Annotated in this window: 13 protein-coding genes; all 13 read right to left on the bottom strand. The window is 61.5% G+C overall.

What is annotated here, in order from left to right; genetic code table 11:
- A complete protein-coding gene (hypB, locus tag ACR65W_RS15545) occupies positions 1-918 on the bottom strand; it encodes a hydrogenase nickel incorporation protein HypB (RefSeq protein ID WP_434500782.1) in 918 nt (305 codons plus the stop codon).
- Entirely contained in the window at positions 918-1,256 is a 339-nt protein-coding gene (locus ACR65W_RS15540) for a hydrogenase maturation nickel metallochaperone HypA (RefSeq protein WP_434500781.1), read from the bottom strand. The genes hypB and ACR65W_RS15540 overlap by 1 nt, the downstream gene beginning before the upstream one ends.
- Before the next feature lie 10 nt (positions 1,257-1,266).
- Entirely contained in the window at positions 1,267-2,334 is a 1,068-nt protein-coding gene (hypE, locus tag ACR65W_RS15535) for a hydrogenase expression/formation protein HypE (RefSeq protein ID WP_434500780.1), read from the bottom strand.
- Positions 2,331-3,476 (bottom strand): hydrogenase formation protein HypD, encoded by a 1,146-nt coding sequence (gene hypD / locus ACR65W_RS15530; protein WP_434500779.1) that lies wholly within the window; start codon positions 3,474-3,476, stop codon positions 2,331-2,333. Before hypD ends, hypE begins: the two co-directional genes overlap by 4 nt.
- The gene (locus tag ACR65W_RS15525; protein ID WP_434500777.1) at positions 3,473-4,162 is read right to left on the bottom strand and encodes a D-sedoheptulose-7-phosphate isomerase; all 690 of its coding nucleotides are present in this window, start codon (positions 4,160-4,162) and stop codon (positions 3,473-3,475) included. The genes hypD and ACR65W_RS15525 overlap by 4 nt, the downstream gene beginning before the upstream one ends.
- A gap of 5 nt (positions 4,163-4,167) precedes the next feature.
- Entirely contained in the window at positions 4,168-4,464 is a 297-nt protein-coding gene (locus ACR65W_RS15520) for a HypC/HybG/HupF family hydrogenase formation chaperone (RefSeq protein ID WP_434500776.1), read from the bottom strand.
- Positions 4,428-6,821 carry a carbamoyltransferase HypF gene (hypF, locus tag ACR65W_RS15515; protein WP_434500775.1) on the bottom strand — a complete coding sequence of 798 codons (2,394 nt, stop codon included), beginning with the start codon at positions 6,819-6,821 and terminating at the stop codon, positions 4,428-4,430. The genes ACR65W_RS15520 and hypF overlap by 37 nt, the downstream gene beginning before the upstream one ends.
- A gap of 173 nt (positions 6,822-6,994) precedes the next feature.
- Positions 6,995-7,483, bottom strand: a complete 489-nt coding sequence (locus tag ACR65W_RS15510; protein ID WP_434500774.1) for a hydrogenase maturation protease — start codon at positions 7,481-7,483, stop codon at positions 6,995-6,997.
- The gene (locus ACR65W_RS15505; protein ID WP_434500773.1) at positions 7,480-8,838 is read right to left on the bottom strand and encodes a hypothetical protein; all 1,359 of its coding nucleotides are present in this window, start codon (positions 8,836-8,838) and stop codon (positions 7,480-7,482) included. The genes ACR65W_RS15510 and ACR65W_RS15505 overlap by 4 nt, the downstream gene beginning before the upstream one ends.
- The gene (locus ACR65W_RS15500) at positions 8,835-9,482 is read right to left on the bottom strand and encodes a DUF6084 family protein (protein WP_434500772.1); all 648 of its coding nucleotides are present in this window, start codon (positions 9,480-9,482) and stop codon (positions 8,835-8,837) included. The genes ACR65W_RS15505 and ACR65W_RS15500 overlap by 4 nt, the downstream gene beginning before the upstream one ends.
- Complete coding sequence (locus ACR65W_RS15495) at positions 9,475-10,098, bottom strand: DUF5947 family protein (RefSeq protein WP_434500771.1); 624 nt, start codon at positions 10,096-10,098, stop codon at positions 9,475-9,477. Before ACR65W_RS15495 ends, ACR65W_RS15500 begins: the two co-directional genes overlap by 8 nt.
- 20 nt (positions 10,099-10,118) lie before the next feature.
- Complete coding sequence (locus ACR65W_RS15490) at positions 10,119-10,640, bottom strand: nitrogen fixation protein NifU (RefSeq protein ID WP_434500770.1); 522 nt, start codon at positions 10,638-10,640, stop codon at positions 10,119-10,121.
- Entirely contained in the window at positions 10,637-12,457 is a 1,821-nt protein-coding gene (locus ACR65W_RS15485; protein ID WP_434500769.1) for a nickel-dependent hydrogenase large subunit, read from the bottom strand. The genes ACR65W_RS15490 and ACR65W_RS15485 overlap by 4 nt, the downstream gene beginning before the upstream one ends.
- Positions 12,458-12,471 lie beyond the last annotated feature (14 nt).

The following is a 12,471-nucleotide window of genomic DNA, read 5'->3' as shown; positions in this document are numbered from 1 at the left end:
TTACAGAAGCGCCTGTTCCTTCGTCGCGCTCATCTGCGCGTCAATCCAATCATAGAGCGTCTGCATCCCCTCACCTGTCTTGGCGGAGACTTCAACGATTTCAGCATCCGGATTGACGCGGAGAATATTCTCTCGCGCCCGCGCCATCGAGAAATCAAGATGCGGCAGGAGATCAATCTTGTTGAAGATGACGAGCTTGGCGGCGCTGAACATATGCGGATATTTGAGCGGCTTGTCTTCGCCTTCCGTCGTCGAAAAGATCACCGCCTTGGCGTGTTCGCCAAGGTCGAACAGCGCCGGACAGACGAGATTGCCGACGTTTTCGATGAAGACGAGCGAACCCACGCTCGGCTTGAGTTCGGAAAGACCGCGCGCGATCATTTCCGCGTCGAGATGGCATCCGGTCCCGGTGTTGACCTGAACCACCGGCGCGCCCGCCGCGCGAATGCGCTCGCCGTCGTTCGACGTCGCCTGATCGCCCTCGATGACGAACAGCGGGAGTTCGCCTGAGAGGTCCGCGATGGCGCGCTCCAGCAGCGTCGTCTTCCCCGCGCCGGGCGAGCTCACGAGATTGAGCGCCACGATCTCGCGGCCCGCGAGCCAGGCCCGGCATTTGGCGGCGATCGCGTCGTTCTTCGCGAGAATGCGCGCTTCCAAGTCGACTCGATGATGGGAGTGATCGTGTGCGTGATCGTGATCGCTGTGATCATGCGCATGCGCGTGGCTGTGATCATGCCCGTGCGCATGATGCTCATCATCTGCATGATGATGTTCGCCATGAAAATGACCATGGCCATGGTCCCCATGCGAAAGGGCTGCGCCGTCTTGCTCCGGCCGCGCCGCGATCTCCGCGCGCGCGCCGGTCTGTAGATTGGTCATCGTGGTCCCCTGCCCTTGGCAGCCGCAGCTCGTGCACATTATGCAGCCTCTTCAACTTCGATGCTTTTGATGTTCAGCTCTTCGCCGCGCAGGCGCTGGAATTGACGAGAGCCGCATGGACACGCCGAGAGCATGTCGGGCGTGGGAAACTCAGCGCCGCAAACATCACAGCGCGCCTCGGCGTCGACTTCGCGGATGTCCAGCGTCGCGTCTTCAACCGGCGTGCCTCGGGCGACTTCCGGAAAACAGAAGGCGACGGCCTGCGGCTCGACGCCCGACAATTTGCCGATCTCGATTATCACGCGGCGCACAGTACGGCCCTCGGCGGCCTGCGACGCCAATTCGACGATGCTGCAAACGATCGAGAGTTCGTGCACGTCAGCTCCTTTAGCAGATGCGCGGCAGTTGCTCGCCGACCAGCATGTCGACGATGCGGCGGCCGCCGAAAATCGTGCGCATGGTGACGCGACCCGGCTCGCCTGCGACGACACTGCCGATGATGGCCGACTGTCCGCCCAGCGGATGCGCCCGCATGGCTTCGAGCGCCTGTTCGGCCTCGTCGGGCGGGACAATTGCGACGATCTTGCCTTCATTGGCGAGATAGAGCGGATCAAGTCCCAGAATTTCACAAAAACCGCGCACCTCGTCGCGCAGCGGCGTCGCGGCCTCGTCGATGTCTATGGCGACCTGAGCGGCTTCGGCGATTTCATTGAGCACAGTCGCCACTCCGCCGCGCGTCGGATCGCGCATGAACCGCGTGTTCGGCGCCGCATTGAGCAGGCTTGCGATAAGACCCTGCAGCGGCGCGCAGTCGCTCTCGATCGGCGATTGCAACGCCATATCGCCGCGCGCGCCAAGGATTGCCGCGCCATGATCGCCGAGGAGTCCATTGACGAGCACGGCGTCGCCCAGTCTTGCGCGATGCGCGCCAAGCTCGACGCCGGCGGCGACAACGCCAACGCCGGTGGTGGTGATGAACATCTGGTCGCAGGCGCCCTTGTTCACGACCTTGGTGTCGCCGGTGACGATCTTCACCCCAGCCTCCTGCGCCGTCGCCGCCATAGACCTTGCGATCTGCCGCAGAAAATCGATCGAGACGCCCTCCTCGACGATCACCGCGCAGGAGAGATAGAGCGGAAGCGCGCCGCCCACGGCGAGATCGTTCACCGTGCCGCAGACCGCAAGCTTGCCGATGTCGCCGCCGGGGAAGACCAGCGGTTCGACGACGAATGAGTCGGTCGTGAAGGCGAGCCGGTCGCCATATTGCGCGAGGTCTAGGAGATCGATCCGCGCCTGATCGTCGAGCGGCGCCAGCAGCGGATTGTCGAAGGCTTCGACGAACACGTCGTCGATCAGATCCTTCATTGCCTTGCCGCCGCCGCCATGCGCCAGCGTGACGGTCGGCACATGCACCTTGCCGCGCGGACGCCGGGGCGGGAAGGAGACCATGTTCATGCGACGCTCGCCTCCGCTTCGTCGCGTCCCCGCTTTATGCCGCCATATTGGTAATAGGCCGCGCAAGCGCCCTCGGACGACACCATCAACGCGCCGAGCGGCGTCTCGGGCGTGCAGGCGCGGCCAAACACTTTGCACTGCCAGGGCTTGATGACGCCCTTGAGGACTTCGCCGCACTGACAGGATTTTGGATCGGCTATTTTTGCATTGGGCACCGCGAATTTGCGCTCGGCGTCAAAGCCCGCATAGGCGTCGCGCACTTTGACGCCAGAGTGATCAATGGAGCCGAGCCCGCGCCATTCGAAGAATTCGCGCAGTTCATAGACCTGCGCAACCGCCTGCAGCGCGACGGCGTTGCCTCCCGCCGGCGCGACGCGCGCATATTGGTTTTCTATCTCGCAGCGTCCCTCATTGATTTGCTTAAGCAGCATCCAGATCGACTGCAGAATGTCGAGAGGCTCGAACCCCGCGATCACCATCGGCTTCTTGTAGTAGCCCGCGATAAATTCATAAGGCGCGTCGCCGATCACCATGGAAACGTGGCCCGGTCCCAGAAATCCGTCGAGGCGCAGATCCGGGCTGTCGAGAATCGCTTTGATCGTCGGGACGATGGTGATGTGATTGCAGAAGATTGAAAAGTTCTTGATCCCTTCACGCTCCGCCTGCAGCACGGTCAACGCCGTCGACGGCATCGTCGTCTCGAAGCCGATGCCGAAGAAGACGACCTCGCGCGCGGGATTTTGGCGCGCGAGCGCGAGCGCATCCATCGGCGAATAGACCATGCGCACGTCACAGCCGTCGGCCTTCGCCTGCAACAGACTCTTGCGCGAGCCCGGCACGCGCATAGCGTCGCCGAAAGTGGTGAAGATCACCTCCGGGCGCTCGGCGATGGCGACGCAATCGTCGACGCGTCCCATCGGCAGCACGCAAACAGGGCAGCCGGGTCCATGTACCAGTTCGATGGACTTCGGCAGCATGCCTTCGACGCCGTAGCGGAAAATCGAATGCGTGTGTCCCCCGCAGACTTCCATGATCTGCAGCGGTCGACTTTCATCGCGCCCGATTCGCGCAAGCAGCCGCTCGATCTCCTTGATCAGAACATCCGCCTTCGCCCGATCGCGAAATTCGTCGACATATCTCATGCCGCGACGTCCTTGCTTATGGCCGAGCCGCGATCGTCGGCGAGCAGCGTGTGAACGAGGTCCCACAGGATGTGATAGGCGGCGACGTGACACTCTTGGATGCGATGGACGGACGTCGTCGGCACGACAAGACAATGATCGCAGACACCCGACGCCATCTTGCCGCCGTCGCCGCCGCTAAAGCCAATGGTCGTCAGACCCATTTCCTTCGCCTTCACGAAGGCGGCGATCAGATTTGTCGAATTGCCGCTGGTGGAGAGGCCGATAAGCCCGTCTCCCGCCCGGCCATGAGCGATGATCTGGCGCACGAAAATGTGCTCGAAGCCCACGTCATTGCCGACCGCCGAAGTCATCGCAACGTCAGCGGTGAGATTTATCGCCGCAAGCGCTGGCCGCCCGGCGGTGATCGGATGGAGGAACTCGACGGCGACATGGGAGGCGTCGCAACTCGAGCCGCCATTGCCCATGGTGAACATCCGGCCGCCGCGCCGATAAACGGCGGCGAGCGCCTTCGCCGCGTCGAGTAGGACCAACGCCTGCTCGGCGAAGAAACTCGCATTGGTCTCGCGCGACTCGCGCGCCTTTTCTTCGATCGACTGCATCAAGCCCGCGTCGACGGCGGCAGGATCCTGCTCTTTGCCATGCAAGAACGGATAAAGGACTTCCAATGCGCTCTTGCTGGTCATGATCCCTATTCCTCCGCCGCGACTGCGTCGGTGAGCGTTTGCATAGTCTCAAGTTCGGCTTGGAGTTCGCCAAGCTCTTGCAGCAATCTGAGCGTCTCCGCCGCCTCCGCCTCGTTGATCCGGCTCATCGCGAAACCGACATGGACAAGAACCCAATCGCCGACGCAGGACTCGACAGGATGTTCTTCATCCACGATGCAGCTGATGTTGATCTGACGACGCACCCCGCTCACCTCGACGGTCGCGACGAGATCGTCGGCATTGTCTATGCGAACGATGCAGCCGGGGATGCCGAGACACATGCGCCGTCCTTTCCATCTCTTGTCATGTCGGTTCTCATCAGATGCGCGGCGCCGATGGCGGCCTGGCCAAGCGAGAGCCCGCCATCATTGGCGGGCGCGTCAGCATGTGTGAGCACCGTGAAGCCAGCCTCGCACAAACTGTCGCAGACACGTTCGAAAAGCAGGCGATTCTGGAAGCAGCCGCCCGACAGCGCCACCGTTTCAAGGCGTCGCGCAGCCGCCAGTCGCATGGCGACTTCAGTGATTGACTGAGCCAGACCAAGGTGAAACCGGCGCGCAATGGTCGGCGCCGAAACGCCCTGCCGCAGGTCATCGAGAATTGCGCCCCACATCGGCGCCGCATCGATGTCGATGAGCTCCGAGCCCGAAATCTCGAATGCATAGCCCCGCTCTTCGTTCGGCGCCGCAGCCGCAAGCGCCTCGAGTCGCGCCGCCGCTTCGCCTTCATAGGCCTGACGGTCGGCGCAGACGCCAAGCGCGGCGGCGACCGCATCGAACAGCCGTCCGCAAGAGGAGGCTAACGGTGAATTAAGTCCTTGCGCGATCATCCGGTCGATCGTGGCCAGCGGTTTGCCGTTCAAGGCGGTCCAATCGCCAGCCGCAGAAGGTGTCGTGAACGCGTCCGCGGCCTTAAGATGCGCATAGAGGTTTCGCCACGGTTCGCGCACCGCCTGTGCGCCGCCGGGCATGGCGACCGGCCTCAAGCGCGCCAGCCGCTCGTAGTCGTTATAGTCGGCGAGCAGGAATTCCCCGCCCCATATCGCGCCGTCATCACCAAAGCCGAGTCCATCGAGCACGATCCCGAGCGCCGGCGGCGCATAGAGCGGTCGACCGTTCTCGGCAAGGCAGGCGGCGACATGGGCGTGATGATGTTGAACGTCAATCAACGGCAAGGCCCGTGTGTCCGCCTCGGCGCGGCCGCGCTTCGACGAGAGATATTCCGGATGCCTGTCCACGACGATCGCCGACGGCGCGTGATCGAACAGGCTCCGATAGAGCGCCAGATTCTTTTTGTAATCATCCAACGTCGCCGCGTTCTCGAGATCGCCCTGATGCTGCGACAGGATCGCCTGACCGTCCTTGACCAGGCAGAAGGTCGCCTTCAACTCTCCGCCCATCGCCAACAAGTCGGGCGCATTCTCGAAGCCGCTCGGCAACAGGAGCGGCGCGGGCGCGTAGCCGCGGGCACGGCGAAGAACCCTCGGCCGCCCGCTCATAACCCGCACAACCGAGTCGTCAACGCGATTGGCGATGGCGCGATCATGCGTCAACGCAAAGGACGCGATATCGGCAAGCTGTCGGTACGCCTCCGCGTCGTCGACGACTGCGGGCTCGTCCGAAATATTGCCGCTCGTCATCACGAGCGGATGTTTGAATTGCTCGACGAGCAGCAGATGTAGCGGCGTCGTCGGCAACATGAAGCCGAGCGTGTCGAGTCCGGGCGCGATGGCCTCGGGCAGGCGCTCCGGGCCTGTTGCGCGTATCAGCACGATCGGCGCCTTGACGCTTGTGAGCTCGCGTTCCTCGACGGCGTCGATTGCGCAGTAGCGCCGCATGACATCAAGATCGCGCGCCATCAGCGCGAATGGCTTTGCGTCACGACGCTTCAATCGGCGCAGGCGCGCGACCGCTTCGGGGTTGGTCGCGTCACATGCGAGATGATAGCCGCCGAGTCCTTTGACGGCGATGATGTCGCCGCGCGTGATCAGGCGAGCTGCAATTTCGACCGCGTCGGCGTCGCCGGCGCGCGAAATTTTTGCTTGCCCGAAGGGAGCAACCGATGCGGTCGGCCCGCAGGACGGACAGGCCACAGCTTCGGCATGGAAGCGGCGATCCGTTGGATCATTATATTCCGCCTCACATGCCGCACACAGGGCGAAGGGCGCCATCGTCGTCGTCGCGCGGTCGTAGGGAATGGCCTTCACGATGCTGAGGCGCGGTCCGCAATGGGTGCAATTCGTGAACGGATAGCGATAGCGGCGTTCGTCCGGATCGCGCAGCTCCGCTGCGCATGCGCCGCAGAGCGCCGCATCGGGCGCGACCTGGGTGCGAGCGGGTCCCCCGATGCTCTCGGCGATACGAAACTCCTGTGGCAGTCTGCCGCTGTAGCGCCGCCTTTCAATGCTGTCGATATGCGCCAGCGGCGGCGGGTCTCGTTCGATTCGTCGAAACAGCGCAGCGATTCGCGACTGGTCGCCGCTGACGCGCACCAATACGCCCTCGCCGTCGTTGAGAACCTCGCCAGCAAGCCCAAGTTCGCGCGCCATGCGCCAGACAGTCGGGCGAAAGCCGACGCCTTGAACGCGGCCGCGCACCCGAAATTCGAGCGCCTGCGATGGCTCGGTGGCAAAACTCATGATTGTCCTGTCAGCCTCACATGTTGCTAATTTTGATATAGCGCCAAAGATCCTTCGCGTTCATGACCAGCAACAGGAGGATAATAATCCCCAGGACGATTCCTGTAATCTCCCATCCGCTCATGACGTTTCTCCCTTTTTCGATACGCGACGCTAGCGCGAATTGCGCCAGGTTACGCCGCCATCATTCCATCGATCAGCTCTTCTACCGTCTCGGTGGCGACGGCCACCGCCGCCGTGACAGGCTCGCTCAAACCCATGACGCCTTCCTCGCCGCCAAGCGTCAGGGGTTCGCACGCGACCAGGAGCACGCGCCGGCAAGTTCCGCCGAGCGCCGACGCCAGGCGAAGAACTTTCGCCGGATCGAGCTCATGCGGCGAAAGCGCCAGATCCTCGAGTGTGGAGTCTCCCGCCTCGATTAGGTCCGGCTCGACCACTGAGACGACGCCCGGCGCATGCCCCCGCTGCGCCGCGTCGACGAGAATCACGGCGTCATAGCCATCCATCAGCGCGTAGGTGAGATCGATTCCGCGAATGCCGAAATCGATCACTCGAACGCCGTCCGGGAGCGTGACCTGTGAGAGCCGGCGCGCCACCTCGACTCCGAAGGCGTCATCGCCATTAAAGATGTTGCCGACGCAGGCGACGAGGATCGAGGTCATGGCCCATCTCCCGCGGCAATCGGCTCGATCTCCTCCTGACTGAAAAAGAACCGGTGTCCGGGAAAGCCCGCCGCGCCGAGATCCCGGCCCGGATCGTCAATCAACGTCACCGCGACATGGATCCGGTCTTCGAAATCGCGCTCAATCGCCTCGACGACCGCGATCTTGTCTTTCAGCGCGATATCCATGATGTCGCCGCCCGATTTTGGACGTAACCGCACGCGGGCGCCGACACATAGACTGCGTCCGCTATCGAGCAGCGAGACGAGTCGAGGCTTCTCATGATCCCCGCCCATCGGCGGCGGTTCAATCGGACTGGCCTGAGACTGGTGATCGCGCATGACGCCATGAAGTCGCGCCATGTCCTCGGCGGTCAAAGCATGCGTGCGCTCCAGAAGCGCGCGCGCACGGGCGTCGACGGACGCCATCTCGCGTTTTTCGGCGTCGGTCATCGCGAGGATGCGAAGCGTCAAGATTTCGTCGATCTCAGTGCCGTCGAAGAGGTCGCCGGGACTTTCCGGCGCGATCGCCGGATGATCATAGAGGATGATCGGCGAAGCGAGCATGGCGCTATTGTCTTGTCCCCCGACCAGCACCGGGAAAGCGCCGACATTTCGGCACTGCGCCGCAGCTTCCCGCAGATCGTCCGGAGGATCGAGCAACGAGACGAACGCGCCATCTTCAACCGTGAGGATTGCATGCGTTGAGGCAAAGGCGCGAAGTTGCGCTGCTGCGCGTTCCTCACGATCCGTGCCCGCAAGCGGCGTGACGTTCTCGATTCCTATCGTCAGCTTCCACACATCCGGCGCGAGTCTCTGCGCCTTCGCGTCGATGACGCCCTGAATCTTATGCGACGTGCGAATGAGAACGGCGGCGATGCAGCCGTCTTCGCCGCGCACCGGCTCAATTTCGGGTGCGCCTTCGAAGCGGAACGGCAAGACAGCGGATACCTCTTGAATATCGGCCGCCCGCAGCGGCCCTAAGGCGATCTCCCGTTCGATCGCCTCCTCCCAGGCCAGCAACTCCCGACCGTCGACATTGAGGCTCGGAACGCGCGTCAGCGCCGGCTCGCCCTCTTCCGGAAGCTCTTGCGTCGGCGTCGTCAACTGTCCGACCTCGCGCGTCATGACCTGCAGGAATCGAAAATGGACGTTGAACGCCGCCTGCTCTCCGCCCCGCAAGAGAACCTGCGTCTCCATGCGCGAGGCGTCGCCCTGTCGATCGAACGCCTTCGGAAAGACGCCCCCGATCGTCCAGCGCTGACGATTCTTTATTGACGATGGCCGATAGGGATAAAGGATGTAGCCCTCGTAAAGAACGGCGTTGGCGATCGCTCTCATGGAGTCGAGTTTCATGTCGCCTCCGCCGCGTTGGCTTCGAGTAGCGCCTGCAAGGCGCGTTCAAATGTCGGAAGTCCTTGCCGGCGCCGGTACCGGTCCAGTTCGTCAAAAGCGTCGCGATGCAGGCAGAGCCACATGCTTTGCGGATAGTAATGCTCCATCATCGCGCGCCATACGCCTAACGGCAGGCGATACGCGCATTCCTTGCTCCACGCGACCTGCTCAATCTGCAACCTGCCTTCGCTGTCGCGGTAAAAAATCGAGCCGCTGAACAGAAAATTGAGCGGAACGTCGCCCTGCTCCAGGCCATGAAAATATTTCGTCGCGGCAATATTGAAATCATAACTGCAAGGCGCCGGCAGATCGACTATGCGCTCACCGTTGACGGCGGGAATGGAAACGCTCGCATGCGTCCAAAGGAAACTCCGCATCGTCTCGCCCCAGCGCGACGGCTGACCGAAGAGATCGGAAAGCCGATCGTGCTCATCACCGTCATAGCGCCGCCGCGCAGGCTCGATGCGAATCTGGCAGTTCAACATCACGTTGAGAACGGGCAGATCAGGCGTCTTGTTTACGACATGCAACGCAAATAGCAGCAGCGGCGCCGCCGAATATTTCTCGACTTTGACGTCTTCGATGCGAAAGTCGAGATCAACCATGAACCCTGTCCTTCGTCTCGACGTCGTCTCGTAGCGTCCCAAAATAGTCGCGAACAGCCTCCCAGACCTCTGCGCCGCCCGACAATCCGCGCCAATGACTTCGGATCAGCCCGATGAGCGCATAGCAGCGATCAATCGAAACGAGATAGTATTCCCGTGCGCCATTCACTCGATTGACGAGCAACGCCTCAACGTCCGGATCAAGGTGGGCCAACATCGGATTGGCCGCGATCAGTCGCGACCAGCCATCGGCGGCAAAAGGAGACTCGATCGCTCCGGCTGGGCCTGGATAGATCGCCACGGGACCCTGGGCCGGCGTGCTGCGGAACACGAAGGCGAGATCAATTGGGATGCGAAAGCCCTCCCATTCGTCGTCGCTCAGCTCGAAGTCGTGCAGCGCATCGGCGCGTGCGCGCAAGGCGGCAAAACGCTCTCCCCCTCCCAAGAGGCACGCACATTGAGGACAAGCGCAAAAGAACTTTCGCGTCGCGCGCTCGACCAAATGCGCGTGCCGGGAATCGATGGCCTTCGAGCAGAACTCGCAATGCTCTTCTTCCGTCGCGCGCACGAAGCGCCGCAGCCGAGACGCCCAATTCCCCGATTCTATTCTTTCCATGCTGTCGCGCCCCTTTATCTCTAGGCGGCGGTTTCGGCGTAAAGCGTGGTCATGTCCAATTCGATCAAAATATCGTCGAGGTCGGGCGCCGCGTCGGTGAGAGCGTTCTCGATCTCCAGCCGCAACTGGTCGGTAGGCTCAGCAACGCCATTCCTTTGCAGCTGAACCATTGCGAAGGCTTCATTCACGCTCATGAGGCTCACATGGAGGCCGCGCGCGCTCCACTGCGGCTGCATGCGCGCGATGATATCCTGTAGACGACGCTCAACGCTGTGCGGATGTAGTCCGTGGAGGAGCAATATCGCCCGAACGTCCCGATCCTCGACGATCTTCTCGAGTAAGGCGGCGCCATCATTCGATGCTGCAATGATTGTGCTGAGTCGCGCGAGCGAACGAGCATGCAAATCGAGCACGAGCGCCAACAGCTCACGCGCCGCCTCCCGCCCCGTCCCGTCCGCAATCCCCTCAAGCGCGGCCGTCAGCTGCTCCAGCCGGGCCAGAGACTGCTCCAGCGTCTCCGTCTCGCGCGCCTCTCCACTCATGGCGACTGCTTTCGCGACGCGCCGAACATGGGCGAATGCGTGGTCTTAACGGTTTTGCCGCCGCCCACATACATGTGCACGCCGCATGGCAGACAGGGATCGAAACTGCGCACTGCGCGCATGATGTCGATTCCCTTGAACTTGTCCGGACCGTTCTCTTCGAAGATCGGCGTGTTCTGAACTGCGTCCTCGTAGGGCCCCGGCGTTCCGAAATCATCTCGCGGCGTCGCGTTCCACGGCGTCGGCGGATAGGGATGATAATTGGCGATCTTCTTGTCTTTTATGACGAGATGGTGCGACAGCACGCCTCGCACCGCCTCGTGGAAGCCACAGCCGATCGCCTCGTCGGGAACTTCGAATGGCGTAAAGGTCTTTGTGCGGCCCGCCTGAATCTCTGCGAAGGCCTGCTCCAGGAAGTAATATGCCGCAGCGGCGCAGTAGGCTTGAAAATAGGTGCGCGCCCGATCGCGTTCGATCGCGTTGCTCCACTTTGGCACCTTCCATTCAAACTCCACTGCAGGCTTGAGCGCCGTCTTGGGAAGATTGATCTTCACGCTGTCGCCCGTGGCTTTGACATAGCCGTTCATGTCGACCAGTCCCGCCAGCGCCGTGGAGAACAGACGCGCGAAGGCGCCTCCGCCGGTGTCGAGCGGCAGATGATCTCCGCTGCTCTTGTCGAGCCAGCGCGGACACATCACCCAGGAGTAATTCTTGTCGAAATCTCGCTTCTGCGGTCTTGGAATCGTCGTCTGATTCCATGGGTGCTTTTGGTCGACCGGATTGCCCAGCGGATCCGTCTTGACGAAGGTTTCACAATTGTCCCAGTCGTCGTAGTAGGACTGCCCGCGCAATATGCGAATCTGCAAATTGATGTCGACGAGGTCGGTCGTGACAAGCTTGCCGTCGACGACAACGCCTGGAGTGACGAACATTTTTCGACCCCAGTCGGTCATATGCTTATAATTGTAGTCGCAATGGTTTGGATCCTGAAACGCGCCCCAGCACCCGAGCAGTATTCGTCGACGTCCGACCTCCTCGTAGCCGGGCAGCGCTTCGTAAAAGAAGTCGAACAGATCATCGTGCAGCGGCACGCATTTTTTCATGAACTCGGCATAGCGCACGAGGCGTGTCAAATATTCGGTAAAGAGCTGATTTGACGGCACGGTGCCGACTCCGCCCGGATAAAGAGTGGAGGGGTGCACATGGCGCCCCTCCATCAGGCTGAACATCTCACGCGTGTAGCGGCTCACAATCAATGTCTCACGGTAGAATTCTCCGGAAAATGGATTGAGCGCGGTCATGATCTCGGCGATCGTGCGATAGCCATGAGCGTCTGCGTTCCGCGCCGGAGTCCGTTGCGCCTTTACCCAGACGCTTGGATTGGTTTCCTTGACCATCTGCTCGCAGAAATCGACCCCGACGAGATTGTCCTGAAAGATATTGTGGTCGAACATATACTCCGCGGCTTCGCCCAGATTGATGATCCAATCGGCGAGCGGCGGCGGCTTGATGCCATAGGCCATATTCTGCGCATAGACAGAGCACGTCGCGTGATTGTCGCCGCAGATTCCGCAGATGCGGCTGGTGATGAAGTGGGAATCACGAGGATCTTTGCCCTTCATGAAAATGCTGTAGCCGCGAAAGATCGACGACGTGCTGTGACATTCGGCAACTTGCCGATTTTCGAAATCAATTTTGGTGAAAATTCCGAGACTGCCGACGATTCGGGTAATCGGATCCCAATTCATCTCGACGAGATTGGGCGACGCTTTATGGGGGCTCGGAGACGCGGAGCGACGCGTTGCAAGGTCGACCATGATCGCAGTCCCTT

This window comes from Methylocystis sp. (assembly GCF_051062815.1).
Classification (GTDB): domain Bacteria; phylum Pseudomonadota; class Alphaproteobacteria; order Rhizobiales; family Beijerinckiaceae; genus Methylocystis.
The sequence above is the reverse complement of the archived record's forward strand: the minus strand, read 5'-3'. Positions and strand labels throughout refer to the sequence as shown.

Bases quoted from the DNA above. Each gene is read 5' to 3' on its own strand.
- ACR65W_RS15510 (WP_434500774.1), bottom strand. From the start codon at position 7,483: ATGACCTCGATCCTCGTCGCCTGCGTCGGCAACATCTTTAATGGCGAT.
- ACR65W_RS15500 (WP_434500772.1), bottom strand. From the start codon at position 9,482: ATGGTTGATCTCGACTTTCGCATCGAAGACGTCAAAGTCGAGAAATAT.
- ACR65W_RS15505 (WP_434500773.1), bottom strand. From the start codon at position 8,838: ATGAAACTCGACTCCATGAGAGCGATCGCCAACGCCGTTCTTTACGAG.
- ACR65W_RS15525 (WP_434500777.1), bottom strand. From the start codon at position 4,162: ATGACCAGCAAGAGCGCATTGGAAGTCCTTTATCCGTTCTTGCATGGC.
- hypD (WP_434500779.1), bottom strand. From the start codon at position 3,476: ATGAGATATGTCGACGAATTTCGCGATCGGGCGAAGGCGGATGTTCTG.
- ACR65W_RS15485 (WP_434500769.1), bottom strand. From the start codon at position 12,457: ATGGTCGACCTTGCAACGCGTCGCTCCGCGTCTCCGAGCCCCCATAAA.
- hypF (WP_434500775.1), bottom strand. From the start codon at position 6,821: ATGAGTTTTGCCACCGAGCCATCGCAGGCGCTCGAATTTCGGGTGCGC.
- ACR65W_RS15520 (WP_434500776.1), bottom strand. From the start codon at position 4,464: ATGTGTCTCGGCATCCCCGGCTGCATCGTTCGCATAGACAATGCCGAC.
- hypE (WP_434500780.1), bottom strand. From the start codon at position 2,334: ATGAACATGGTCTCCTTCCCGCCCCGGCGTCCGCGCGGCAAGGTGCAT.
- hypB (WP_434500782.1), bottom strand. From the start codon at position 918: ATGTGCACGAGCTGCGGCTGCCAAGGGCAGGGGACCACGATGACCAAT.
- ACR65W_RS15495 (WP_434500771.1), bottom strand. From the start codon at position 10,098: ATGGAAAGAATAGAATCGGGGAATTGGGCGTCTCGGCTGCGGCGCTTC.
- ACR65W_RS15490 (WP_434500770.1), bottom strand. From the start codon at position 10,640: ATGAGTGGAGAGGCGCGCGAGACGGAGACGCTGGAGCAGTCTCTGGCC.